Annotated in this window: 20 protein-coding genes, 1 tRNA gene and 1 pseudogene; 13 read left to right on the plus strand and 9 right to left on the minus strand. The window is 67.4% G+C overall.

What is annotated here, in order from left to right; all coding sequences use genetic code 11:
* Positions 1-17 precede the first annotated feature (17 nt).
* The 3 genes from GRB96_RS03430 (at position 18) to GRB96_RS03440 (ending at position 4318) form a co-directional block, all read left to right on the plus strand.
* A complete protein-coding gene (locus GRB96_RS03430) occupies positions 18-1724 on the plus strand; it encodes a VRR-NUC domain-containing protein (RefSeq protein WP_161430528.1) in 1707 nt (568 codons plus the stop codon).
* Positions 1721-4030, plus strand: a complete 2310-nt coding sequence (locus GRB96_RS03435; protein WP_338074001.1) for an ATP-dependent DNA helicase — start codon at positions 1721-1723, stop codon at positions 4028-4030. The genes GRB96_RS03430 and GRB96_RS03435 overlap by 4 nt, the downstream gene beginning before the upstream one ends.
* A gap of 108 nt (positions 4031-4138) precedes the next feature.
* The gene (locus GRB96_RS03440) at positions 4139-4318 is read left to right on the plus strand and encodes a PLDc N-terminal domain-containing protein (protein ID WP_161430531.1); all 180 of its coding nucleotides are present in this window, start codon (positions 4139-4141) and stop codon (positions 4316-4318) included.
* A 67-nt stretch (positions 4319-4385) separates the two neighbouring features.
* Here the strand turns inward: GRB96_RS03440 and GRB96_RS03445 are convergent, their stop codons facing one another.
* On the minus strand, positions 4386-4601 hold the full coding sequence (locus tag GRB96_RS03445) for a DUF3565 domain-containing protein (protein WP_161430533.1): 216 nt from the start codon (positions 4599-4601) through the stop codon (positions 4386-4388).
* 394 nt (positions 4602-4995) lie between these two features.
* Between GRB96_RS03445 and GRB96_RS03450 the strand changes: the two genes are divergently transcribed.
* On the plus strand, positions 4996-5709 hold the full coding sequence (locus GRB96_RS03450) for a winged helix-turn-helix domain-containing protein (protein ID WP_205743476.1): 714 nt from the start codon (positions 4996-4998) through the stop codon (positions 5707-5709).
* A 3-nt stretch (positions 5710-5712) separates the two neighbouring features.
* Complete coding sequence (locus GRB96_RS03455; protein WP_161430537.1) at positions 5713-7326, plus strand: ATP-binding protein; 1614 nt, start codon at positions 5713-5715, stop codon at positions 7324-7326.
* A gap of 2 nt (positions 7327-7328) precedes the next feature.
* On the opposite strand, the gene GRB96_RS03460 is transcribed toward GRB96_RS03455, so the two are convergent.
* The gene (locus GRB96_RS03460; protein WP_161430539.1) at positions 7329-8243 is read right to left on the minus strand and encodes a LysR family transcriptional regulator; all 915 of its coding nucleotides are present in this window, start codon (positions 8241-8243) and stop codon (positions 7329-7331) included.
* 100 nt (positions 8244-8343) lie between these two features.
* Here GRB96_RS03460 and metE point away from each other — a divergent pair, with 100 nt between their 5' ends.
* The 3 genes from metE (at position 8344) to GRB96_RS03475 (ending at position 12213) form a co-directional block, all read left to right on the plus strand.
* Positions 8344-10644, plus strand: coding sequence for a 5-methyltetrahydropteroyltriglutamate--homocysteine S-methyltransferase (metE, locus tag GRB96_RS03465; RefSeq protein WP_161430541.1), 2301 nt, complete (start codon positions 8344-8346; stop codon positions 10642-10644).
* Between the two features lie 109 nt (positions 10645-10753).
* Positions 10754-11455: a COG3650 family protein gene (locus GRB96_RS03470; RefSeq protein WP_161430543.1), complete on the plus strand. Its 702-nt coding sequence runs from the start codon at positions 10754-10756 to the stop codon at positions 11453-11455.
* A gap of 149 nt (positions 11456-11604) precedes the next feature.
* A complete protein-coding gene (locus GRB96_RS03475) occupies positions 11605-12213 on the plus strand; it encodes an FMN-dependent NADH-azoreductase (RefSeq protein WP_161430545.1) in 609 nt (202 codons plus the stop codon).
* Between the two features lie 93 nt (positions 12214-12306).
* Here GRB96_RS03475 and GRB96_RS03480 read toward each other — a convergent pair whose 3' ends face one another.
* A complete protein-coding gene (locus tag GRB96_RS03480; RefSeq protein WP_161430547.1) occupies positions 12307-12843 on the minus strand; it encodes a DNA-3-methyladenine glycosylase I in 537 nt (178 codons plus the stop codon).
* A 90-nt stretch (positions 12844-12933) separates the two neighbouring features.
* On the opposite strand from GRB96_RS03480, the gene gloA reads away from it, so the two are divergent.
* Together gloA and GRB96_RS03490 are read left to right on the plus strand one after the other, a co-directional pair.
* Positions 12934-13374, plus strand: coding sequence for a lactoylglutathione lyase (gene gloA / locus GRB96_RS03485; protein ID WP_161430549.1), 441 nt, complete (start codon positions 12934-12936; stop codon positions 13372-13374).
* Positions 13375-13385: 11 nt separating this feature from the next.
* Positions 13386-13826, plus strand: a complete 441-nt coding sequence (locus GRB96_RS03490; RefSeq protein ID WP_161432981.1) for an META domain-containing protein — start codon at positions 13386-13388, stop codon at positions 13824-13826.
* Positions 13827-13918: 92 nt separating this feature from the next.
* Here the strand turns inward: GRB96_RS03490 and secF are convergent, their stop codons facing one another.
* The 5 genes from secF to queA form a co-directional block, all read right to left on the minus strand.
* Complete coding sequence (gene secF, locus GRB96_RS03495; RefSeq protein ID WP_161430551.1) at positions 13919-14842, minus strand: protein translocase subunit SecF; 924 nt, start codon at positions 14840-14842, stop codon at positions 13919-13921.
* A gap of 9 nt (positions 14843-14851) precedes the next feature.
* Entirely contained in the window at positions 14852-16702 is a 1851-nt protein-coding gene (secD, locus tag GRB96_RS03500) for a protein translocase subunit SecD (protein ID WP_161430553.1), read from the minus strand.
* A 146-nt stretch (positions 16703-16848) separates the two neighbouring features.
* Positions 16849-17181 (minus strand): preprotein translocase subunit YajC, encoded by a 333-nt coding sequence (gene yajC / locus GRB96_RS03505; RefSeq protein ID WP_161430555.1) that lies wholly within the window; start codon positions 17179-17181, stop codon positions 16849-16851.
* 100 nt (positions 17182-17281) lie between these two features.
* Positions 17282-18400: a tRNA guanosine(34) transglycosylase Tgt gene (gene tgt, locus GRB96_RS03510; RefSeq protein WP_161432982.1), complete on the minus strand. Its 1119-nt coding sequence runs from the start codon at positions 18398-18400 to the stop codon at positions 17282-17284.
* Between the two features lie 31 nt (positions 18401-18431).
* Positions 18432-19466: a tRNA preQ1(34) S-adenosylmethionine ribosyltransferase-isomerase QueA gene (queA, locus tag GRB96_RS03515; RefSeq protein WP_161430557.1), complete on the minus strand. Its 1035-nt coding sequence runs from the start codon at positions 19464-19466 to the stop codon at positions 18432-18434.
* 113 nt (positions 19467-19579) lie between these two features.
* On the opposite strand from queA, the gene GRB96_RS03520 reads away from it, so the two are divergent.
* Positions 19580-19666: transfer RNA gene (locus GRB96_RS03520), tRNA-Leu, on the plus strand.
* A gap of 53 nt (positions 19667-19719) precedes the next feature.
* On the opposite strand, the gene GRB96_RS03525 is transcribed toward GRB96_RS03520, so the two are convergent.
* Positions 19720-20736, minus strand: a complete 1017-nt coding sequence (locus tag GRB96_RS03525) for a tyrosine-type recombinase/integrase (RefSeq protein ID WP_161430559.1) — start codon at positions 20734-20736, stop codon at positions 19720-19722.
* Between the two features lie 385 nt (positions 20737-21121).
* Here GRB96_RS03525 and GRB96_RS03530 point away from each other — a divergent pair, with 385 nt between their 5' ends.
* Entirely contained in the window at positions 21122-21640 is a 519-nt protein-coding gene (locus GRB96_RS03530) for a hypothetical protein (protein WP_161430568.1), read from the plus strand.
* Between the two features lie 69 nt (positions 21641-21709).
* A pseudogene (locus GRB96_RS03535) lies at positions 21710-22671 on the plus strand (IS30 family transposase).
* Positions 22672-22717: the final 46 nt, after the last annotated feature.

Consider the following 22717-nt stretch of genomic DNA (forward strand, 5'->3'; position numbering starts at 1 on the left):
GCTGATATCATGGATGCATGAACAGTGCCGCGGCGGTCGCCGCCCCCCTCGATGATCCCTTCTACTACCTGACGAACTTCGAGTTCGTGCTGGCCTGGGTAACCGAACGCCACGGCGACCTGCTGGGCGAGGCGGAGTGGGGCTTCCATGTCGCCTTCGCGGCCCTGCCCCGGGCCTCCCGTGCGCTGCTGGTGCGCATGGTGATGCGCAAGGGCGAGCATTTCCGCCCCTCGCGGCTCGCCTACCCCGAGATCGACGCCGAGGCCGGTGACACCGAGGCGGCACTGGCGCCGCTGGTGGCGGCTGGCCTGGTGGAGGCGGCCCCCGCGCTGGAACTCGCGACCCTCTTCGCCCAGCTGCGCCTCCCCGAGCTGCGCCAGGCCCTGGCCGAGGAGATCCGCGCCGCCGGCCTGCCCCCCGCTGCCGGCAAGTCGGTGCTGCGCGAGGCGCTGCTGGCCCGGGACGCGTCGCCGCGGCCGCTGGCCGCCTGGTGGCCCGATGCCCCGGAGGAGGTGGTGCGCCTGACAGTGATGGCCACTTGCGACCGCCTGCGCCTGATGTTCTTCGGCAACCTGCGCCAGGACTGGTCGGAGTTCGTGCTCGCCGAGCTGGGCCACCAGCGCTTCGAGGCGGTGCCCTTCGGCGTCGACGCCCGCGCCTTCTGCCATCGCGAGGAGGTGGATGCCTACCTGGCGCTGCACGCGCTGCGTGGCCGCCTGGAGGAGGGCGAGGCGCCTGTCGAGCTGGCCGCGGCAGTCCCGGCCCGGCCCGCCAACCCCTGGCTGGCGTCGCGTCACGCGCGGCTCTGCCTGGCCCTGGGGCGTCAGGCGGAGCGCCAGGGCGAGGGGGGCCTGGCACTGTCGCTCTACGGCCGCGCCGGCTGGCCGGCCCCCGCGGCGAGCGGCGAGGGGCGTATCCGCCTGCTGCGCCTGGCCGAGCGGCGTGGCGAGACGCGCAAGGCGCTGGCCCTGGCGGAGCCGCTGGCCCGGCTCTCCCACGACGAGGCCGAGGCCCAGGCGCTCGAGCGGTTGCTGCCGCGGCTGCGCCGTCGGCTGGGCCTGTCGCCCCGGGCGATCTCCACCGAGCCGGTCCCCGAACGCTTCACCCTGCGCCTGCCCGGTCCCGCCTGGGTCGAGGGCGCGGTGCGCGACCACCTGCACCATGAGGCGGCGCCGGTCCACTACGTCGAGAACACCCTGATCACCGGGCTCTTCGGCCTGCTCTGCTGGGAGGCGCTCTTCGCTGCGCTGCCCGGGGCCTTCTTTCACCCCTTCCAGTCCGGCCCCGCGGATCTCTATCGCGAGGACTTCTTGGCACGCCGCCGTGAGTATTTCGATGACTGCCTGGCGCGCCTGGAAGATGGCCGGTATCGCCAGACGATCCGTGACAACTGGCGGATGAAGGTCGGTATTGCCAACCCCTTCGTCCACTGGGGTGCACTCTCCGAGGAGCTGCTCGAGCAGGCCCTGGAGTGTATTCCCCCCGAGCACCTTCGCGCCTGCTTCGAGCGCCTGCTGGGCGACCTGCGCACCAATCGTGCCGGCCTGCCGGACCTGGTCCAGTTCCTCCCCGAGGCACCGGCGGGGGAGCCCCGCTACCGGCTGATTGAGGTCAAGGGGCCGGGCGATCGCCTGCAGGACAACCAGCGCCGCTGGCTGGCCTTCTTCCGACGCCATGGCATTCCTGCGGCGGTATGCCAGCTGAACTGGGAGGAGACCGCGTGAGCGATGCCCCCAGGCTGCGGGTGGCGGTGCGCACCCTGTGCGACGTCACCGCCCGGGAGGGCGACCTGGACCACCGATTCACCCCCTCGCCCAGCGCCCGGGAGGGCCTCGAGGGGCATCGCGAGGTGGCACGCCGCCGCGGCGCCGGCTACCTGGCCGAGCTGCCGCTCACCGGCGAGGTGGCGGGGCTTCTGGTGAGCGGGCGCGCCGACGGCTACGATCCGGCGGCCAACTGCCTGGAGGAGGTCAAGACCCATCGCGGCGAGCTTTCGCGGCTGGCGGCCAACCAGCGCGCCCTGCATCGTGCCCAGCTGCGCAGCTACGGCGCCCTGCTGTGCGCCGAGCGCGGGCTCGACGCGGTGGAGCTGGTGCTGGTCTACCTGGAGGTGGGCAGCGGCCGCGAGACGCGGGTGAGCGAGCAGGCCACGGCGTCGGCGCTGATGGCAGAGCTCACCGAGCGCTGTGTGCGCTATCGCGACTGGGCCGAGCGTGAGGCGCATCACCGCGCCGCCCGCGACGCGGCCCTCGAGGCCCTCGCCTTCCCCTTCGATGACTTCCGCCCCGGCCAGCGCCCCCTGGCGGAGGCGTGCTACCAGGCCGCGGCCACCGGCCGGGTGCTGCTGGCCCAGGCGCCCACCGGCATCGGCAAGACCCTGGGCACCCTCTTCCCGCTGCTCAAGGCGATGCCGCGCCACGGCCTGGACCGCCTCGCCTTCCTGACCATGAAGACCCCCGGGCGGCGCCTGGCGCTGGAGGCCCTGGCGCGGCTCGGCGCCGTCTCCCCTTCCCGGCAGGGCGACTTGCCGCTGCGGGTGCTGGAGCTGACCGCCCGCGACAAGGCCTGCGAGTACCCCGGGCGCGCCTGCCACGGCGAGGCCTGCGCCCTGGCCGCGGGCTTCTACGACCGGCTGCCGGCGGCGCGCGAGGAAGCCGCCGAGCGGCGCTGGCTCGACCGCGAGGGGCTGCGGGCGCTGGCCGCCGAGCATGGCGTCTGCCCCTACTACCTGGGCCAGGAGATGGCACGCTGGAGCGACGTGACGGTGGGCGACGTCAACCACTGGTTCGACGACCACGCCCTGCTGCATGGCCTGGCCCGGGAGAACGGCTGGCGGGTTGGTCTGCTGGTGGATGAGGCCCACAACCTGGTGGGCCGAGCGCGCGGCATGTACAGCGTTACCCTGCGCCAGCGCGATCTGGTGCGGCTGCGCCGCGCTGCACCGGCCGCGCTCAAGGCACCGCTGGGGCGCTTGCAGCGCCACTGGCAGGCGCTGGTGCGCGAGGAGGGGCTGGCGGATGCCGGCGAGCCGGGGCGGCCCGCCTGGCGGCAACTGGAGGAGCTGCCAGGCGGCCTTCTCGGCGTGCTGCAGGGGCTCGCCGGAGCGCTCACCGAGGCGCTGGGCGAGCATCCCGAGCTGGGGGTCGAGTGGCAGGAGTTGCTGTTCGAGACGCTGGCCTTCACGCGCCTGGCGGAGCGCTTCGGCGACCACACCCTGTGCGAGCTGACCCGCGAAGGACGGGGCAGGGCGCGGCTGGCGCTGCGCAACCTGATCCCGGCGGACTTCCTCGCCCCGCGCTTCGCCGCGGCAAGGAGCGCGGTGCTGTTCTCCGCCACCCTGGGGCCGCCGGACTACCAGCGCGACCTGCTGGGCCTGCCTGCCGACAGCGTCTGGCGCGAGGTGCCATCCCCCTTCGCCGCCGACCAGCTCGAGCTGCGCATCCGCGCCGACCTCTCCACCCGGTTGCGCGATCGCGAGGCCTCGCTTGGTCCCATCGCCGAGGAGATCGCGGCCCAGTACACGCGCCGTCCGGGCCACTACCTGGCCTTCTTCAGCAGCTTTGCCTACCTGGAGGCGGCGTTGACGCGCTTCGGCGCAACGCACCCGGAAATTCCCGTCTGGGCCCAGCACCGCGGCATGGCCGAGGCCGAGCGCGACGCCTTCCTGGCGCGCTTCACGGCGGATGGCCGTGGCATCGGCTTCGCCGTGCTGGGTGGGGCCTTTGCCGAGGGCATCGACCTGCCCGGCGAGCGCCTGGTGGGTGCCTTCATCGCCACCCTGGGGCTGCCGCCGGTGGACCCCTTCAACGAGGTGCTGAGGGAGCGCCTCCAGGCCCGCTTCGGTCGCGGCGACGAGTACGCCTATCGGGTGCCGGGGCTGGTCAAGGTGGTGCAGGCCGCTGGGCGGGTCATACGTGGTCCCGAGGACCGCGGCGTGGTGGTGTTGCTGGACGATCGCTTCGCCCGGCCCGAGGTGCGCCGGCGGCTGCCGGGGTGGTGGGGCGAGCCGGTGATGCCTGGTTGCCGCTGAGAGTGGGGAGGGCAGAGCGAGTCGCCCCAGGTTGTACCCTTGGTCAGGGCTATGCTACCCATAGAGGAGTGGCAATTCGCCCGAGGAAAAGTGACAAGGAGGTACTGGATGGGTATCGAAGTGACCGGCCTGCTGAGCCTGATCTGGCTGATCATCGTGATCTGGGCCATCGTCAAGGTAGCCAAGAGTTCGGCCAGCGGCCTGGCCAAGCTGATCTGGATCGTCGTTTTGCTGATCTTCCCGCTGGTGGGACTGATCGTCTGGTTCCTGTTCGGCCCCAAGGGATAGCCGAACCTGGGGGAGGGGAGTGCCATCGGGCCGCCTGCGGGCGGCCCGATGTGTCAGGCGTGATGGATCAGGCGTCGAGGGTATTGTCGCGGGGCTCGCCACGGTCGCATTTGACGCACTCGAGGGCGAGGCCCAGGCGTGAGCGTCGCCCCGCTTCGCTGGTGACCCACGGGCGCTCCACCCAGGGCGGCTGATGGCGCACATGCTGGTTGTGGCCACAGGCCAGCTCGGCGACCCAGTGCCCCTCCTCGTCGCGGTGGTAGCCGACGATGGGCTGTCGCATGGCGCTAGCGGCGTTCCGGTGGGGCCTTGTAGTGGCCGGGCACCGTGATCCGCTCGCCGTTGGGCAGGGTGCGTACATGGGTGGGGACGTAGATTCGCTTGATGACACTCTTGTCCATGATGGGTCTCCGGAAGCATGGCCTCGCACCGGCGAGGCCTGACCAGTGTGGGCCGCGTTGGCCGGGACTGGCAATACCTCGACCGGGCTATCCCTCGCGGCCGACCTGCGCCAGTCCTCCTCGCCGCCATGCCTTGCCCATGCCGGTAGCGCAGGCGCATGCCTTGCCCATGCCGGTAGCGCAGGCGGATGTCCTGTTTTCAGGTACACTTTAGTGAAAGGCGGCAGGCCCCTTCACGGCAGCCGTCATCCAATGACCCATGGAGTTGACACGAGGATGGACGATAGCCTGCAGCCCCGTGAGCAGGACCACGTACTGATCGTCGAGGATGACGAGCGCCTGGCCGGCCTGACCCGCGACTACCTCGAGGCCAACGGCTTCCGCGTCACCCTGGAGGCCGACGGTGCCCGCGGCGTCGACAGGATCCTCTCCCTGCAGCCGGACTTGGTGATCCTCGACCTGATGCTGCCCGGTGAGGACGGGCTGTCCATTTGCCGCCGGGTGCGCAGCGACTACCCCGGGCCGATCCTGATGCTCACCGCGCGCACCGATGACATGGACCAGGTGCTGGGCCTTGAGATGGGCGCCGACGACTATGTAGCCAAGCCGGTACAGCCGCGGGTGCTGCTGGCGCGCATGCGCGCCCTGCTGCGCCGTTCCGAGGTCGTCGAGGCCAGCGGCGAGACGCGACTCGCCTTCGGCGACCTGGAAATCGACAACGCGACCCGCGAGGCGTGGCTTTCGGGCGAGCGTATCGAACTCACCAGCGCCGAGTTCGACCTGCTCTGGCTGCTGGCCAGCAACGCCGGTAGGGTGCTGACCCGCGAAGAGATCTTCTCCCAGCTGCGCGGCATCAAGTACGACGGCCAGGACCGCTCCATCGACGTGCGCGTCTCGCGCATCCGCCCCAAGGTCGGTGACGACCCCAATCAGCCGCACCGCATCAAGACGGTGCGCAGCAAGGGCTACCTGTTCGTCAAGGACGCCTGAACCATGCGTCGGGTCCTGGCCGACAGCACCTTCCTGCGCGTCTACCTCCTGTTGGCGCTGGCCCTGTTGCTGACCTTCGGGCTCGGTCTGTTGGGCGTGGCGCTGGTCGACCAGGTGCGTCGCGAGGCGCATCGCGAGCAGCTGGCCGAGGCGCCGATGCGGCTGCTGGCCGAGCGGCTCTCGGCGCTGCCGCCCGCGGCTCATGGCACCTGGCTCGATGCCCAGGCACAGCGCCTGGACATGCGGGCCAGCGTGGGGCTGCTGGAGGAGGCCTCGCTGGGCTACTTCTCCCGGCAGCGCCTGGCCCGTGGCAAGGTGTTGGTGGAACCTCGTGACGACCAGGGCTGGCGGCTGCTGTCGCTGCTGCCAGACAGCAAACGTCTGCTGCGGGTCGAGCTCACCAATCTCAGCGAGCACCAGCTGCGGGGCCTGACCGTGCTGCTCGGTGAGTGGCTGGCTGCGGTGCCGCCTCCTGCGCGTCACGCCAGGCTCGAGCGCATGGCGGGCGGGCACCTGCCGGTCACCCTGGAGGAAGCCCCGCCCAGCGGCCTGGATGACTACCAGCTGCGCCGGCTTACCGCCGGTGAGGTGGTCATCCAGCTGCTTCCCGGGCGCTGGTCGGTGGCGATCTACCTCGCGCTTCAGGAGCGCAGTGGCGACGCCAGCTGGCTGGTAATCGGTCCGGTTCAGGCCTTCGAACCGATGCCCGGGTCGTTGCAGCTGTTGCTGGTGCTGATCATGCTGGTCGTGCTGGGGGTGACGATCTATCTGATCGTGCGCGGCGTGGAGGCACGCATGATACGCCTGGAACTGGCGGCATCGCGCATCGCCGCCGGACGGCTCGATACCCGGGTCAAGGTGGAGAGCGCCGACTTCGTCGGCCGCCTGGGCATGGCGCTCAACGGCATGGCCGCCCAGGTGCAGTCGCTGCTGCGTGCCCAGCAGGACATGATCCGCGCCGTCTCTCATGAGTTGCGTACGCCGGTGGCGCGAATCCGTTTTGCCGTGCAGATGGTCGAGGACATGACCGACGAACCGGCGGTCCGCCGGCAGCTCCAGGGGGTCGATGGTGACATCCAGGAACTCGACGGCCTGATCGACGAAATCCTCACCTATGCCCGACTGGGCAGCGATGCCATCAACGGGCGCGAGATGGATGCCGTGCTGGTGGACTGCCGAGCCATGGCGGAGCGGGTGATCGAGGCGTTGAGCCCGCTGCATGAGCGGCTGGCCCTGGAGCTTGCCGAGGGAGCCGAGGTGGAGGTGCTGGCCGAGCCTCGCTACCTGCAGCGTGCCGTGCAGAACCTGGTGGCCAATGCCTGTCGGCATGCCAGTTCCCGGGTGCTGATCCGTGTGCGCCGCGAGCATGCCCTGGTCCGCATCGACGTGGAGGACGATGGCCCCGGTGTGCCACTGGCCGAACGCCAGGCGATCTTCAAGCCCTTCGCGCGGCTGGATGACAGTCGCACGCGAAGTGCCGGGGGCTACGGGCTGGGGCTCTCCATCGTGCACAAGGTGATGAGCTGGCATGGCGGCAGCGTGAGCGTGGACGACAGCGCCGAGCTCGGCGGGGCACGCTTCACCCTGCTGCTGCCGCAGCGCAACGAGCTCGGCTAGCCTCAGGCCGGCTTGATGCCGTCGAGGACCGCGAAGGAGGTCTCCCGGGCGGTGCGCAGGAAATCCTCCATCCACGGCGCGCTGCGGGTCTCCTCGCGAATCGCCGCGAACAGCGTGCTCCACACCCCCTTCTCGCCGAGTGCCACGGCCTTCACGTAGTCGCGCTCCAGGTATTCGGTGAGCGCCCAGTTGGGCAGCGCGCAGACCCCGCGGCCGCTGGCCACCAGCTGCATCATCATGATGGTCAGCTCGGCGGTACGCACCTCCCTTGGCTGTACCCCCGCCGGGTCGAGGAACTGGGTGAAGACGTCCAGCCGCGAGTGCTCCACCGGGTAGGTGATCAGGGTCTCCTCGGCCAGCGCCTCCGGGGTGACGAAGCCCTTGCCGGCCAGGTGGTGCTGGCGGGCCACCGCCAGTAACCCCTCATAGCGGAACAGCGGCTCATAGTGCACCCCAGGAAGCGGCTGGGGGTCGGCGGTGATCACCAGGTCGAGCTGTTCCCGGGCCAGCGCCGGCAGCGGGTCGAAGTGGTGGCCGCCGGGAATGTCGATCTCCACCTCCGGCCAGTGGTCACGGAAATGGTCGATGGTGGGCATCAGCCACTGGAAGCAGCTGTGGCACTCGATGGCCATATGCAGTCGTCCCTGCTCGTTGCCGGCCAGCCGTGCCAGGTCGCGCTCGGCCATGCGTACCTGAGGCAGCACCTGCTCGGCCAGGGTCAGCAGTCGCTGGCCGGCCCGGGTGAACTCCACCGGCCGGGTCTTGCGCACGAACAGCGGGCTGCCCAGGCGTTCCTCCAGGTCCTTGATCTGGTGGGAGAGGGCCGATTGGGTCAGGTGGACCCGTTCGGCCGCCTCAACCAGGGAGCCGGCGTCGCGCAGGGCGATCAGGGTACGGAGGTGTCGCAGCTCGAGCATGAGTGAGTCACTTTCATTTTAAAGATTAGGAAGTTTAGTTTGATTCACATCCCATGGCCAGCCAGAATCCGCCGTATCCTTCATGCAAACAGGTGGAAACATGACCAGGGCTCATATTGCCGGCTACCCCCGCATCGGTGCGGATCGTGAACTCAAGAAAGCCGTGGAGGGCTACTGGCAGGGTGACCTCGACCGCGAGGGACTGGAGGGCGTGGGACGCGAGCTGCGTGCCCGCCACTGGGAGGAGCAGCGCCGGGCGGGCCTCGACCTGGTCACGGTGGGCGACTTCGCCTTCTACGACCAGGTGCTCGACCTCTCGGTGACCCTGGGCGCCGTGCCGGGGCGCTTCGCCGCCGAGGAGGAGGTGGCTCGTGGTGAGGTCGACCTGGACACCGCCTTCCGCATGGCCCGTGGTCGCGCGCCCAGCGGCGAACCCGCTGCGGCCTGCGAGATGACCAAGTACTTCGATACCAACTACCACTACCTGGTGCCCGAGCTGCACGTCGACCAGACCTTTCGCCTGGCCAGCTCACGGCTGTTCGACCAGGTGGACGAGGCCCGGGCGCTCGGTCACCCGGTGAAGGTGACCCTGCTCGGCCCCCTGACCTGGCTATGGCTGGGCAAGGAGAAGGGCGAGGTCGCCTTCGACCGCCTGGCGCTGCTCGACGCCCTGCTGCCGGTCTATGCCGAACTGCTGGCACGCCTGGCCGAGCAGGGCGTGGAGTGGGTCCAGCTCGACGAGCCGGCGCTGGTCCAGGAGCTTCCGCAAGCCTGGCAGCAGGCCTATGAGGCCGCCTACAGCGTGCTCGCCCGGGCCCCGGTCAAGCTGCTGCTGGCCAGCTACTTCGGTGGGCTGGGCGACAACCTGAACCTGGCCGTCGGCCTGCCCACCGACGGGCTGCATATCGATGCCGTACGCGACCCAGAGCAACTCGAGAGGGTGCTCGATCGGCTACCCGCCTACAAGGTGCTGTCGGTGGGCGCCATCGATGGCCGCAACGTCTGGCGCGCTGACCTGGCACTGCTGCGTGAACGCCTGGCGTCGGCCCGCATGCGACTGGGCAGGCGGCTGTGGATCGCCCCCTCCTGTTCGCTGCTGCATGTGCCGATGGACCTCGAGCGCGAGGGCGAGCTGGATCCCGAGCTCAAGAGCTGGCTGGCCTTCGCCCGCCAGAAGCTCGACGAGACGGTGACCCTGGCGCGCCTGCTCGATGGCAATGCCACCGAGGTCGACCATGAGCGCCTGGAGTCGGCCACCAAGGCGCTGCAGGCTCGCCGCGAGTCGCCACGCCTGCATCGCCCTGCGGTGGCCGACCGCCTGGCCGGGGTAGAGCCGACGGATCATGAGCGCCGGAGCCCCTATCCGCGGCGCGCCCTGGCCCAGCGTCGGGCGCTGGACCTGCCGCTGTTCCCCACCACCACCATCGGCTCCTTCCCCCAGACCGATGCCATCCGCGCCGCGCGGCGTGCCGCCAAGGCCGGCGAGCTCTCCCGGGAGGCCTACGAGGCGCGCATGGAGGAGGAGATCGCCCAGGCGGTGGCCCGCCAGGAGGCGCTGGGCATCGACATGCCGGTGCACGGCGAGCCGGAGCGCAACGATATGGTGGAGTACTTCGGGGAGCGGCTCGATGGCTACGCCTTCACCCGTTTCGGCTGGGTGCAGAGCTATGGCTCGCGCTGCGTCAAGCCGCCGATCATCGTCGGAGACGTCAGCCGTCCGGGCCCCATCACGGTGTGCTGGAGCGAGTTTGCCCAGTCGCTCACCGACAGGCCCATGAAGGGCATGCTGACCGGGCCGGTGACCCTGCTGCAGTGGGCCTTTGTGCGCGATGACCAGCCCCGCGAGACCACCTGCCGGCAGATCGCCCTGGCCCTGCGCGACGAGGTGCTCGACCTGGAGAGGGCCGGCATACGCGCCATCCAGATCGACGAGCCGGCGCTGCGCGAGGGGCTGCCGCTGCGCCGCTCCCGATGGCAGGGCTACCTGTCCTGGGCAGTGGAGTGCTTCCGGCTGGCCGCCTCGGGCGTCGCCGACGAGACGCAGATCCACACCCATATGTGCTATGCGGAGTTCAACGACATCATCGAGTCCATCGCCGCCCTCGATGCCGATGTCATCACCATCGAGACCTCGCGTTCGGACATGGAGCTGCTCGATGCCTTCCACGACTTCGCCTATCCCAACGAGATCGGGCCCGGCGTCTACGATATCCACTCGCCCAACGTCCCCGAGGTGGAGGCCATGGTGGCGCTGATCGAGAAGGCCGCCGAGCGCATCCCAGCCGAGCGACTGTGGGTCAATCCCGACTGCGGCCTCAAGACGCGCCGCTGGGAGGAGGTGGCGCCGGCCCTGGCCAATATGGTGGAGGCCGCGCAGCGGCTGCGGCGACGCTACGGCTGAGTGCTTGGCCCGGCGGTGCGGCAGCCGTGAGCCGTGAATGGAGGTCGGGTGTCGCGGGGGCTGTTATGCTCGACCCATCATGGAACTGCAACCCCCGCAAGGAGATGCCATGCCTCGCCCACTCGTCCCCGCCGTCCTCGGCCTGTCGCTGCTGCTGGGTGGCTGTGCCACCGCTCCCGCGCCGATCACCTCGGGCGATCACGCCCCGCTGCTGCCCTCGGTGTTGTTCTCCGGCGGCGCCGAGGCCTTCACCGCCTGGCGCTGCACCCCGGACCAGGGGCTGGTGACTGCCGACCCTGCCCCCGAAGGTGAGCTGCGACTGTGGTCGACCCATGGTGCCTGGCGCCTGGCGCCAGCCGTGGTGGCCAGCGGTGCGCGCTTCGAGCGTGACGGGATCAGCTTCTGGAACAAGGGCGACGAGGCGGTTGTGGAGACGCCCCGTGGCCGGCTGGAGTGCCGGGCGAGCATGCGGCGCCAGGCACTGACACGCGAGCAGCGTCCCGGTGTGATGTTCCATGCCCGGGGCAACGAGCCGGGTTGGATGGCGAGCCTCGCCCACGACCGGCCCGAGGTGCATCTCAGCCTCGATTACGGCAGCCGCGAGCAGACGTTGCCCTACCGGGTCACCACCATGGACAACGAGGCAGGTCGGGTGATCCTGGCCAGCGGCCGCGGTGACACCCCCTTCGAGCTGCGTATCGAGGCCCGGGCCTGCTTCGATGACATGAGCGGCGAGCCCTTCCCGGCACGGGTCACCCTGAGCGTGGACGGTGAGCAGTATCGCGGCTGCGGCCAGGGCATCGCCCCCTGACCGGGGCTCGGTGCTTTTCACGCGGCCTGGCGATTCGAGCGAATTTTTCGTTTTTGTCGAACGTGGACTGCGGTTTTTTGCGCTTTTCGTTGCAATGGATTCATCTATCATGGCGATCATATTCCTGATTCCCGCTGGAGGAGATCGCCATGACTACCCGAGCACTCGTGATTACCGCGTCCATTCTCGCCGAGAACGGCCAGTCCAAGGGCCTCGCCGAGCACTTCATCGCCCAGGCGGAGGGGCGCGATGACCTCGCGGTGACCCACCGTGATCTGGTGGCCGATGAGCTGCCCCATCTTGGCCTGGCCGAGCTGGGCAGCTGGCAGGTCGCCGCGGAGGAGCGCAGCGCCGAGCAGCGCGAGCTGGCCGCGCGCTCCGACGCCCTGATCGACGAGCTTCGCGACCATGACGTGGTGGTGCTGGCGGTGCCCATGTACAACCTGGGCATCCCCAGCCAGCTCAAGTCCTGGTTCGACCGCGTGATGCGTGCCGGCGAGACCTTCCGCTACACCGAGAACGGCCCCCAGGGCCTGGTGGAGGGCAAGCGGGCGGTGATCCTGGCGGCCCGCGGTGGCCAGTATGCCGGCACCGAGAAGGACACCCAGACCCCGCACCTCAAGCTGATGCTGGGCATGATGGGCATCACCGAGGTGGACACCGTGTTCGCCGAGGGGCTCAACATGGGCGAGAACCATCGCGAGGCGGCGCTCAAGGAGGCCCGTCAGGCCATCGACGGCCTGGTCGAGCGCCTGTAAGGCGACGCAGGGCGAGCACAGAGTTCACGCAGCGGGGCGGCCAACTGGTCGCCCCGCTGCGTTATGCTGCGTGCCCCCATGTCCTACTTGACTTCAGGCCCGGACCCAGCGCGGCCCGGCGGCAAGGATGCGCGCCTGCACCGGGCAGTCGTCGCGGTGGGCGCCGGGCAGGTAGCCGGTGCTCATCAGGAACTCCCCGGTGATCTCCGGCCCGGTGAACTTGAAGGTGCGCTTGAATAGCCTGACCCAGTCGGCGTGGGGCAGAGGATGGTGATGGTCGAGCCAGCCGCGGAAGCTGCCGTGGGCGTCGCGCAGGGTCTGGAGCACACCGGCGTTGTGGATCACCGCCTCGACCTTCAGACGATTGCGGATGATGCCGGGGTCGGCGAGCAGACGGGCGCGCTCGGCCTCGCCGTAGGCGGCCACCCGGTCGATATCGAAGCCCTCGAAGGCGTGCTGGAACGCCTCCCGCTTCTTCAGCACGGTGAGCCAGGAGAGCCCCGCCTGGTTGATCTCGAGTGTCAGGCGCTCGAACAGGGAGTCGTCATCGTCCACCGGAAAGCCGTACTCATGGTCGTGGTAGGGGCCGTGAAACGGATGTCCCGGCGCCATGTCACAGTAGTCGCTCATGCTTGGATCTTCCCATTACGCGCCGCTCCCATCGGGTTTACACTGCCCATTCACGCTACACGACTCACGCCACACGACAAGGAGTCCGATATGCAGTACCTGCACACCATGGTGCGCGTCAGTGACCTGGACGCCTCGCTGCACTTCTACTGCGACCTGCTGGGCCTCAGGGAGGTGCGCCGCAAGGAGAACGAGAAGGGCCGCTTCACCCTGGTCTTCCTCGCCGCGCCCGATGATGAGGCGCGCTCCAGCGAACTCCAGGCCCCGGAGCTGGAGCTGACCTGGAACTGGGATCCGGAGGAGTACGGCGGCGGGCGCAACTTCGGCCACCTGGCCTTCCGGGTGGAGGACATCTACGCCCTGTGCGAGAAGTTGCAGAGCGCTGGCGTGACCATCAATCGCCCGCCCCGTGACGGCCATATGGCCTTCGTCAGGAGCCCCGACGGCATCTCGGTGGAGCTGCTGCAGAAGGGCGAGGCACAGCCGCCCCGCGAACCCTGGGCCTCCATGGAGAACACCGGCACATGGTAACGGCACAACCTATGCGCAAGGCCCGCCCGCTGTTGGTGCTGGCTGCCGCCGCCCTGCTGGCCGCCTGCGGCAGTCGCTCCCCGGCCCCCGCCGAGGACTCTTCCGGCGCCCTGGAGGGGCCGCTGGTGGAGCAGCGCTGGAACCTGCTGCTGGTGGGCACAAGCGAGCGGCTCTCGATGCCCGAGACCCCCTGGTTCGAGCTCGACCGCGAGGGTCGCCTGGTGGGCAGCGACGGCTGCAACGAGATGCGTGGCCGGGTGCGCCTCGGCGACAGCCAGCGTATCGAGGTCACCGAGCTCGCCACCACGCGGCGCGGCTGCCCCCAGCTGGAGGATGCCGCCCGGGTGACGGCGATGCTGGAGACCGCCTACCGCTACCTGATCGACCACGATCGGCTGGTGTTCTTCGGCCCCGACCAGCGGGTGCTGGGTGGCTGGCGCCAGGCCAACTGAGCTGAGCCCCAGGCAACCAGCCTCCTGAAACGACAGCGCCCCCGCCGATGACTCGGCGGGGGCGCTGTCGTTCGGCCCGGCAGGCCTGCCGCTCAGGGCAGCTCCTCGGCCTCGGGGTCCTCCTTCCTTGCCGGAATCAGGTCCTCGCGGCTGAGTCCCAGCGGCAGCAGCAGGGCGCCCGAGACATAGATGGAGGAGTAGGTACCCACCACCACGCCGAGGATAAGGGCGATGGCGAAGCCCTCGATCATGTCTCCGCCCAGCGCCAGCAGCGCCACCAGCACCAGCAGGGTGGTACCGGAGGTGGCCAGGGTGCGCGACAGGGTCTGGTTGAGCGATTCGTTGAAGATCGCCGGCATGTCGTCGATGCGTGACTTGCGGATATTCTCGCGAATGCGGTCGTAGACCACGATGGTGTCGTTGAGCGAGTAGCCGATCACCGCCAGTACCGCGGCCAGCACCGTGAGGTCGAACTCCCACTGGAACAGTGCGAAGGCGCCCACCACGATGATCACGTCATGCAGCAGTGCCAGCAGTGCGCCGATGGCGAACTTGTACTGGAAGCGGAAGGCCACGTAGAGCATCACGATGCCCAGCGCGACCAGCAGGCCCAGCCCGCTCTGGTCGCGGAGCTGGTCGCCCACCTGGGCGCCGACGAACTCGGCGCGCACCAGGTCGACCTCCTCGCCACTGCGGCGCAGCAGCTCCACCACGCGGTCGCCCACGTCGGCATCGAAGGCCTGCTGCAGGCGGATCAGCACCTCGTTGGCGGCGCCGAAGGTCTGCACCGAGACATCGCGGAACTCCGCGGCCTCCAGGGCCTGGCGCACCGCGTCCAGGGAGGGCGCCACGGCGTAGCGCACCTCCACCAGGGTTCCGCCGGTGAAGTCCAGGCCCAGGTTGAGCTGCTGGAGCAGCAGCGCGACGATCGACGCCAGGATCAGCAGGCCGGAGACCGCGAAGGCGGCCTTCCGCTTGCCCATGAAGTCGAGCTGTCTATTGACCAGGGTTTTCATGATTACCTCTCAGATCCAGAGCTTCTTGACCGGCTTGCCGCCGTAGGCGAGGTTCACCATGGCGCGGGTCACCACGAGAGCGGTGAACAACGAGGTGAGGATGCCCAGCGACAGGGTCACGGCGAAGCCCTTGACCGGTCCGGTGCCGATCGAGAACAGGATCACCGCCACCAGCAGGGTGGTGATGTTGGCGTCGACGATGGAGGTGAAGGCGCGCTCGTAGCCGGCGTGTATCGCTTGCTGTACCGAGAGCCCCGTGCGCAGTTCCTCGCGTATCCGCTCGAAGATCAGCACGTTGGCGTCCACCGCCATGCCCAGCGTCAGCACGATGCCGGCGATGCCGGGCAGCGTGAGGGTGGCACCGAGCAGCGACATCGCCGCCACCAGCAGGGTCAGGTTGAGCGCCAGGGCGAGGTTGGCGAAGATGCCGAACACCTTGTAGCGAATCAGCATGAACAGCACCACCAGCAGCAGGCCGATCTGCACCGACATCACGCCACGCTCGATGTTCTCGGCGCCCAGGCTCGGGCCGATGGTGCGCTCCTGCACGAAGTAGATCGGTGCGGCCAGCGAGCCCGAGCGCAGCAGCAGGGAGAGCTCCGCCGCCTCGGTGGGCGAGTCGAGCCCGGTGATGCGGAAGCTGTTGCCCAGTGCGCTCTGGATGGTGGCCAGACTGATGATGCCGCGTTCGGTATAGGCATCGCGGACCACCGTCTCCTCGCCATCGACCATCTCCACGCTGTCGCGGGTCTTGTGCTCGATGTAGACGACCGCCATGTTGCGGCCGATGTTGGTGCGGGTGGCACGGTTCATCAGGGTGCCGCCGGTGCCGTCGAGGTCGATGTTGACCTGGGGGCGACCGTTCTCGTCGAAGCTGCGGTTGGCGTTGGAGACCTGGTCACCGGTGATGATCACGTCGCGCATCAGGTCGGCACTGCGCGACGGCTGATTGCGGAACGGGAAGCTCTCGGTCTCGCTGTCGGGTGTGTCGGGGCGTGCCTCGAGACGGAACTCCAGATTGGCGGTGGCACCGACGATGCGCTTGGCCTCGGCGGTATCCTGTACGCCGGGCAGTTCCACCACGATGCGATCCGGTCCCTGGCGCTGTACCAGCGGCTCCGCCACGCCCAGCTCGTTCACCCGGTTGCGCAGGGTGGTGAGGTTCTGGTTGATGGCGTAGTCCTGGATCTCGTTGACCGCCTGGTCGGTGAGCGTCATGGCCAGGGCAGCACCACGACCATCCCCTTGGTTCTCGTACTGGAAGTCGGGGAACTCACGGCTGATCAGGCTTCGCGCGGTATCGCGATCCTCGGCATCGGTGAAGCTCAGCGTCAGGGTGCGGTCGTCGATCTCGGTGTCGCGGTAGCGGATGCGCTCGTCGCGCAGCAGCTCGCGCATGGCACTGGCGTTGACCTCCAGGCGCTGGCTGACGGCTGCCGCCATGTCCACTTCCAGCAGGAAGTGCACGCCGCCGCGCAGGTCGAGGCCCAGGGTCATCGGCGAGGCGGAGAGCGACTGCAGCCACTCGGGGGTCGACTCGGCCAGGTTGAGCGCGACCACATACTCCTCGCCGAGCATGGCGGCGACCCTGTCGCGGGCGGCGAGCTGAGCGTCGGGGGTGCGCAGGCGCAGCAGGGTGCTGGTCTGGCTGCGTTCGATGTTCTTGATCTCGATGCCGGCATCGTTCAGGGACGCCTGGATACTCTCGAGCTGGCGTTCATCGACAGTGGCGTCGCCGCGTTCGCTGCTGATCTGGATCGCCGGATCTTCCGGGAAGAGATTGGGCAACGAGTAGACCAGGCCGACGAGCAGGACGATGAGTATCAGCAGATACTTCCACAGGGGATAACGGTTGAGCATGCGGGCCCTGTCCTAGGTAGCTGACGATAGGTTGCTGAAAAGCAGGGGAGCTGACGCGATCACGCCACGACCGCCGCCGGCACTGCCGGCGGCGGTCGAAGGGCGGCCCGACGGCGTGAAGCAGCCGGGGCCGGACAGGACACGGGTCAGATGGACTTGATGGTGCCCTTGGGCAGCACGGCGGCCACGGCGCTCTTCTGCACGTTGACCTGGGTGCCCTCGGCGATCTCCATGGCCAGGAACTCGCTGTCGTCGCTGACCTTGGTGATGCGCCCCAGCATGCCGCCGCCGATGACGACCTCGTCACCCTTGGAGAGGCCGGCGATCAGCTGCTTGTGCTGCTTGGCACGCTTGGCCTGGGGCCGCCACAGCAGGAAATAGAAGATGGCAACGAAACCGACCAGCATGACAATCTGGGCGATGCCGCCACCGGCGGGAGCGTCCTGGGCGTAGGCCGGCGCGATAAAGAAATCCAGCATGGATGTGGGTCTCCTGGTTGGGATGGGTAAGGGGGTCTGCCACGCCATCGCGGGGCAGTGGCAACCGGTGCCCGGCCCTCAGGGCGCGCACCGGTGGCTGTCAATTCGGGGCGGGAGGCACCGGCAGGCCGCGCCGGGCATAGAAGCCTTCCACGAAGTGGGTCAATGTACCCGCTTCAATGGCACCGCGCAAACCGGCCATCAGTCGCTGGTAGTGGCGCAGATTGTGGATCGTATTGAGCATCGAGCCGAGCATCTCGCCGCAGCGATCGAGGTGGTGCAGGTAGGCCCGGGAGAAGTGCTGGCAGGTGTAACAGTCGCACTCTGCCTCCAGCGGGCCGGTGTCGTGGCGGTGCTTGGCGTTGCGGATCTTCACCGTGCCCTCGGCCGTGAACAGGTGGCCGTTGCGCGCGTTGCGGGTCGGCATCACGCAGTCGAACATGTCGATGCCACGGCGCACGCCCTCCACCAGGTCCTCGGGCTTGCCCACGCCCATCAGGTAGCGGGGCTTGTCTTCCGGCATCCAGGTGGGAAGGTAGTCGAGGACCTTGATCATCTCCTCCTTGGGCTCGCCCACCGAGAGGCCGCCGATGGCCAGGCCGTCGAAGCCGATCTCCTGAAGTCCCGCGAGGGAGCGCTCGCGCAGCTCCGGGTACATGCCACCCTGGACGATGCCGAACAGCGCCGAGGGGGAGCTGCCGTGGGCCTCCCGCGATCGGCTTGCCCAGCGCAGCGAGCGCTCCATTGAGAGGCGCGCCTCCTTCTCGGTGGCGGGGTAGGGGGTGCACTCGTCGAAGATCATCACCACGTCGGAGCCCAGTGAGCGCTGCACCGCCATGGACTCCTCCGGGCCCATGAAGACCTTGGCGCCGTCCACCGGCGAGCGGAAGTGCACGCCCTGTTCGGTGATCTTGCGCATGGCGCCCAGCGAGAAGACCTGGAAGCCGCCGGAGTCGGTGAGGATCGGTTTCTGCCACTGGGCGAAGTCATGCAGGTCGCCGTGGGCCTCGATCACCTCCATGCCGGGGCGCAGCCACAGGTGGAAGGTGTTGCCGAGGATGATCTCGGCGCCGATCTCGGCAACCGACTCCGGCGTCATCCCCTTGACGGTGCCGTAGGTGCCCACCGGCATGAAGGCGGGTGTCTCGACGCTGCCCCGGGGAAAGGTGAGGCGGCCGCGGCGCGCCCGGCCATCGCTGGCCAGGCGCTCGAAGGTCATGAAGCATTCATCACGCATGATCGGTCTCGGGTCAGGAACGCTGGCGGGTCAGGAACATGGCATCGCCATAGCTGAAGAAGGCGTAGCGCTCGGCCACCGCCTCGCGATAGGCGGCCAGAGTGGTGTCGTAGCCGGCGAAGGAGGCCACCAGCATCAGCAGGGTGGACTCCGGCAGGTGGAAGTTGGTGATCAGGGCGTCCACGCAGCGCCACTCGTAGCCGGGATAGATGAAGATGTCGGTCTCGCCGCGGTAGGGAGCGATCTCGCCTGCCGCGTCGGTGGCGCTCTCCAGGCAGCGCACGCTGGTGGTGCCCACGGCGATCACGCGGCGGCCCGCGGCCCGCGCGGCCCGCACCTGCTCGCAGGTGGCCTCGTCCACCTCCAGCCACTCGCTGTGCATCTGGTGCTCGCGGATATCGTCGACGCGCACCGGCTGGAAGGTGCCGGCGCCCACGTGCAGGGTGACGAAGGCGCGCTCGATGCCCTTCTCGGCAAGTGCCGCGAGCAGCGGCTCGTCGAAGTGCAGCCCGGCGGTGGGGGCGGCCACCGCACCGTCGCGACGCGCATAGACGGTCTGGTAGCGCTCGCGGTCGCTGCGCTCGTCATCGCGGTCGATATAGGGTGGCAGCGGCATATGGCCGTGGCGCTCGAGGAGCTCGATCAGCGGGGTGTCGCCGAGGAAGTGCAGCTCGAACAGGGCGTCGCGGCGTCCCTCCACCACGGCACGCACATCGCCCTCGAAGACCAGCTCGGTGCCGGGCCTGGGCGACTTGCTGGAGCGCAGGTGGGCCAGGCCGCGGTGGGCATCCAGGGGGCGCTCGAGCAGCATCTCCACCTTGCCGCCGCTGGCCTTGTGGCCGTGCAGCCGCGCCGGGATCACCCGGGTATCGTTGAACACCAGCAGATCGCCGGGTTCGAGGAGCTTGAGCAGGTCCGGGAAGCGGCGGTGGGTCAGCGTGCCGCTCGTGCCGTCCACGCACAGCAGCCGGCAGTCTGTGCGCTGCTCGGAGGGATAGCGGGCGATCAGCTCGTCGGGAAGCTCGAAATGGAAGTCGGCGCGCTGCATGCGGTTCGGGGTCCGGTGGTTTCTGGCAAGCCGCCTAGGATACCGGCTCGCTGGCGCGAAGTCAGGCCCGAGATTGACCTGCCGGGCGGCCCACGTATAATACTCGCGGCGTTGCCGGCGTGGCGGAATTGGTAGACGCAGCGGATTCAAAATCCGCCGGGTGCAAGCCCTTGTCGGTTCGAGTCCGACCGCCGGTACCACTTTGAAAACAGTCGCTTACGAGCGGCTGTTTGTGCTTCTTCCCTCCCCATTTCTAGTGCTTGGTCGCAGTTTGGTCGCAGAAGGCCGCGCTCAAGCTCGGCAGGCGTGAGCCAATATCGTCCAGGCCCGCATCGAACATGTGCGAGTAGCGGCTGGTGACGATCAGGCTGGAATGCCCCAGCAGGTCGCGCACCGTGGTCATGCTCTCGCCAGCCTGGGCCAGCATGCTGGCATAGCTGTGGCGCAGGTCGTGGAAGCGCAGGTCGGGCCGCCCTACAGCCTGGCGAGCATGCTCCCACACCGTTCGCAGGCGAGAGTAGGTCGTAGCGAACGGTAGATCCTCCAACCATGCCCGGGCGTCCTCCGGTACCGGCACCACTCGAGCTTTGCCGCTCTTCGTCTGGTCTGGTCGCAGCAGGATGCGACCACCGTGGACGTTCTGCGGATCCAGAGCCAGCAACTCGCCCTGGCGCAGCCCGGTGAGCGCTGCCAAGGCGATCACCCGTTTCTCGACAATCGACTGATCGGGGATGGCTTGTAGCAGTTGACTCACCTGCTCGATGGTCAGGTAAACGTGACGCTCGTTCTTTGGCATCTTTTTGCGGATCTTGTCGCCCAAGGGGCGATCCAGCCACCCCCATTCCCGATAGGCAAGGTTCAGAACCCGCTTTACCACCTGCAGATGGTTGTTGATGGTGCTCTGCGCACGCCCTTGCTTGCGAAGGTCTCGGGCCATTTCGCGAGCTTTGTCGACAGCGTCCATGCCGAGCAGCACCCGGTCGCCCATGTAGTGGGCGACTGGGCGTATGGCCTTCACCTGGCTGGCCACGTCGTATTCGTCGATCCATCGCTCGAGCCCCTCGATGAAGGTGCGCCGCGGCTGGCGTCCCATAACCTCGCCGTGAAAAACGGCCTCATTCAGCTCGGATTCGCGCTTCGCGGCGTACTCCCGCGCCTGCCGCTCCCCTTCTCGATCCCCCGCAAACGTTTGTTGATGTCGGTGACCGTTGTACGTTTCCGTGACAACCCACCGGTTCCTCTTTTCCCTGTATCTGACTGTGATTCCCATGTGTCGCGTTCCTCAGGCTGAGGGCCGCGCTTGCAGCTCTCAGCGTACCTCTCCACTGCGCTCTGCTCAAAGCGCACTGCGGTTCCAAACTGGACGAACCCGATCTTGTGCTTGTTGCCATAGACCCAACTGAGGCTCATGCCCAGCTGTTCAGCGACCTGCTCGGGGCGTAGTAGTGCTCCTGCCATTGCAGTTTCCCTAATTCGCTGTCTTGATGGCCCAATCTTGGCGACCCGCCTTCGCCTGCGAATCGGCACTCCTTAAGCTTCTCGGAATTTTAGGGACCGCCATTGACATTGCTGCATTGATGTGGTTTCGGGTGGGTCAGGGTGGCTGCAGCCAGAAGCGGGTGCTATATAAGGGTAACTGGATTGAGCAGGGAGGCATGAGTGACGTGACGACAACAGACCCTTGGCAGATGATCTTTGATAAAGCCGGTGACCTAGCCGACTCTCTTTTACACGAACTGCCGAAAAGTAAGGTCGACGCTGTGGATATGGAGGGGCAAGTCGTCAGCACGATTGAGAAAATCGCGACTGGTGAAGTCGACCCAAGAAAGGATTGGTCGGTGATTATACGGCCGGTCAGTAAGGAGAGTATGATTGATGAGCGAATTGACGAACACTTTGATATTGCATTGAGACAGGCGGTGTATGTTCGTATTATTTTCGAGTATCACATGCAGAAGATAAAAGGCTATTTTTCCGAGGCGTCGCAGGCGGGGATGCTGATGAAAGTTGGCGAAGAAATGCTTGACGCCTTTGGTTGCGCTCAGCAGCACGCGACAGCGTGGCGCTTGCTGAAAGCGGTCCGCGATAAAAGTTTGCGGTCTCAAAATGGAAACCAGATAAAGGCCGATAAGAAAGAAGAGAGGGCGGTCTCAATGACCAATTGCAACACGTGACCCATCAGGTACGGTGTAGCTACGACCTACTGCTACAGCCATCTCACTGCTGAAGAGCGAGCCGCCATCATGATGATGCGAGCCACGCACTCGATCAGGACCATCGCTACTTATATGGGCCGGATACCAAGTACCGTGTCGCGGGAGCTGATACGCCATATAGTTGTCCCCGTCAAGGGCCACGATGCCAGCCTAGTGGGCTACCGGACCGGCTTGACGCGTCATCGGTCTCGACGTTCCCCCAAGCTGCATCCTGATGGAGAGCACGTCGGGGTGGTGGTTTACCATCCTCGCAAGAATTGGTTACCGCGACAAATAACCCGCTCACTGAAGCGAGTGTTTCCGGGCAATTTATGTCGCCAGGTATCGCATGAGACCACTTACAACCCGCTCTATGTGATCCCCTGCGGCAGCCTCAAGAAAGAACCCATTGCCTACCTCCGGCAGGGCAACGGCAAGCGTCGGCCACTTAGTCGCGACAAGGATCGACGTCAGCATATTCCTGAGCTGGTGAGTCTCCACACTCGAACCCCTGAGGTCGGAGACCGCCTGATGCTTGGCCACTGGGAAGGAGACCTCGTCATCGGCGCTAACCACCGTGCCGCCTTAGGTATGTCGGTGGAGTGCACCACACGCTTTGTGATCCAGGAGAAAGTGGATGGCACCACGGCCACGTTGGCGACCGTTGGCTTCTGCGACAAGCTCAATGAGGTTCTGCGTGCCCTGCGTCTGTCTATGACCTATGACCAGGGCAGAGAGATGATGAAGCATCCCGAGATCGCTCAAAAGACTGGGACAGCGATGTACTTCGCTGACCCACACAGCCCATGGCAACAGGGCTACAACGAGAATACCAATGGGCTGTTGAGGGCAGTACCTGCCGAAGGGAACAGACCTCTCAGTCTTCAGCCAGAAAGAGGTCGACGACTCAATGAGCACACCGCCGCGCAAGACACTGCACCGGCCACGCCACTGGAAGTTTACCGTGAGGTGCATAGGAATTGTTCGCTAGCCCGAGCACGCTTCAATAGCGTTGCACTCGCAAGTTGAGACCGCCCAACATGACCAATTAAAGAC

It is taken from the genome of Halomonas alimentaria (genome assembly GCF_009902005.1).
Lineage (GTDB): Bacteria > Pseudomonadota > Gammaproteobacteria > Pseudomonadales > Halomonadaceae > Halomonas > Halomonas alimentaria.

Excerpts from the sequence above, each read along its gene's own strand:
- GRB96_RS03430 (WP_161430528.1), top strand. The coding sequence starts at position 18 with ATGAACAGTGCCGCGGCGGTCGCCGCCCCCCTCGATGATCCCTTCTAC.
- GRB96_RS03440 (WP_161430531.1), top strand. The coding sequence starts at position 4,139 with ATGGGTATCGAAGTGACCGGCCTGCTGAGCCTGATCTGGCTGATCATC.
- GRB96_RS03445 (WP_161430533.1), bottom strand. The coding sequence starts at position 4,601 with ATGCGACAGCCCATCGTCGGCTACCACCGCGACGAGGAGGGGCACTGG.
- GRB96_RS03450 (WP_205743476.1), top strand. The coding sequence starts at position 4,996 with ATGGACGATAGCCTGCAGCCCCGTGAGCAGGACCACGTACTGATCGTC.
- GRB96_RS03455 (WP_161430537.1), top strand. The coding sequence starts at position 5,713 with ATGCGTCGGGTCCTGGCCGACAGCACCTTCCTGCGCGTCTACCTCCTG.
- GRB96_RS03460 (WP_161430539.1), bottom strand. The coding sequence starts at position 8,243 with ATGCTCGAGCTGCGACACCTCCGTACCCTGATCGCCCTGCGCGACGCC.
- metE (WP_161430541.1), top strand. The coding sequence starts at position 8,344 with ATGACCAGGGCTCATATTGCCGGCTACCCCCGCATCGGTGCGGATCGT.
- GRB96_RS03470 (WP_161430543.1), top strand. The coding sequence starts at position 10,754 with ATGCCTCGCCCACTCGTCCCCGCCGTCCTCGGCCTGTCGCTGCTGCTG.
- GRB96_RS03475 (WP_161430545.1), top strand. The coding sequence starts at position 11,605 with ATGACTACCCGAGCACTCGTGATTACCGCGTCCATTCTCGCCGAGAAC.
- GRB96_RS03480 (WP_161430547.1), bottom strand. The coding sequence starts at position 12,843 with ATGAGCGACTACTGTGACATGGCGCCGGGACATCCGTTTCACGGCCCC.
- gloA (WP_161430549.1), top strand. The coding sequence starts at position 12,934 with ATGCAGTACCTGCACACCATGGTGCGCGTCAGTGACCTGGACGCCTCG.
- GRB96_RS03490 (WP_161432981.1), top strand. The coding sequence starts at position 13,386 with ATGCGCAAGGCCCGCCCGCTGTTGGTGCTGGCTGCCGCCGCCCTGCTG.
- secF (WP_161430551.1), bottom strand. The coding sequence starts at position 14,842 with ATGAAAACCCTGGTCAATAGACAGCTCGACTTCATGGGCAAGCGGAAG.
- secD (WP_161430553.1), bottom strand. The coding sequence starts at position 16,702 with ATGCTCAACCGTTATCCCCTGTGGAAGTATCTGCTGATACTCATCGTC.
- yajC (WP_161430555.1), bottom strand. The coding sequence starts at position 17,181 with ATGCTGGATTTCTTTATCGCGCCGGCCTACGCCCAGGACGCTCCCGCC.
- tgt (WP_161432982.1), bottom strand. The coding sequence starts at position 18,400 with ATGACCTTCGAGCGCCTGGCCAGCGATGGCCGGGCGCGCCGCGGCCGC.
- queA (WP_161430557.1), bottom strand. The coding sequence starts at position 19,466 with ATGCAGCGCGCCGACTTCCATTTCGAGCTTCCCGACGAGCTGATCGCC.
- GRB96_RS03525 (WP_161430559.1), bottom strand. The coding sequence starts at position 20,736 with ATGGGAATCACAGTCAGATACAGGGAAAAGAGGAACCGGTGGGTTGTC.
- GRB96_RS03530 (WP_161430568.1), top strand. The coding sequence starts at position 21,122 with ATGAGTGACGTGACGACAACAGACCCTTGGCAGATGATCTTTGATAAA.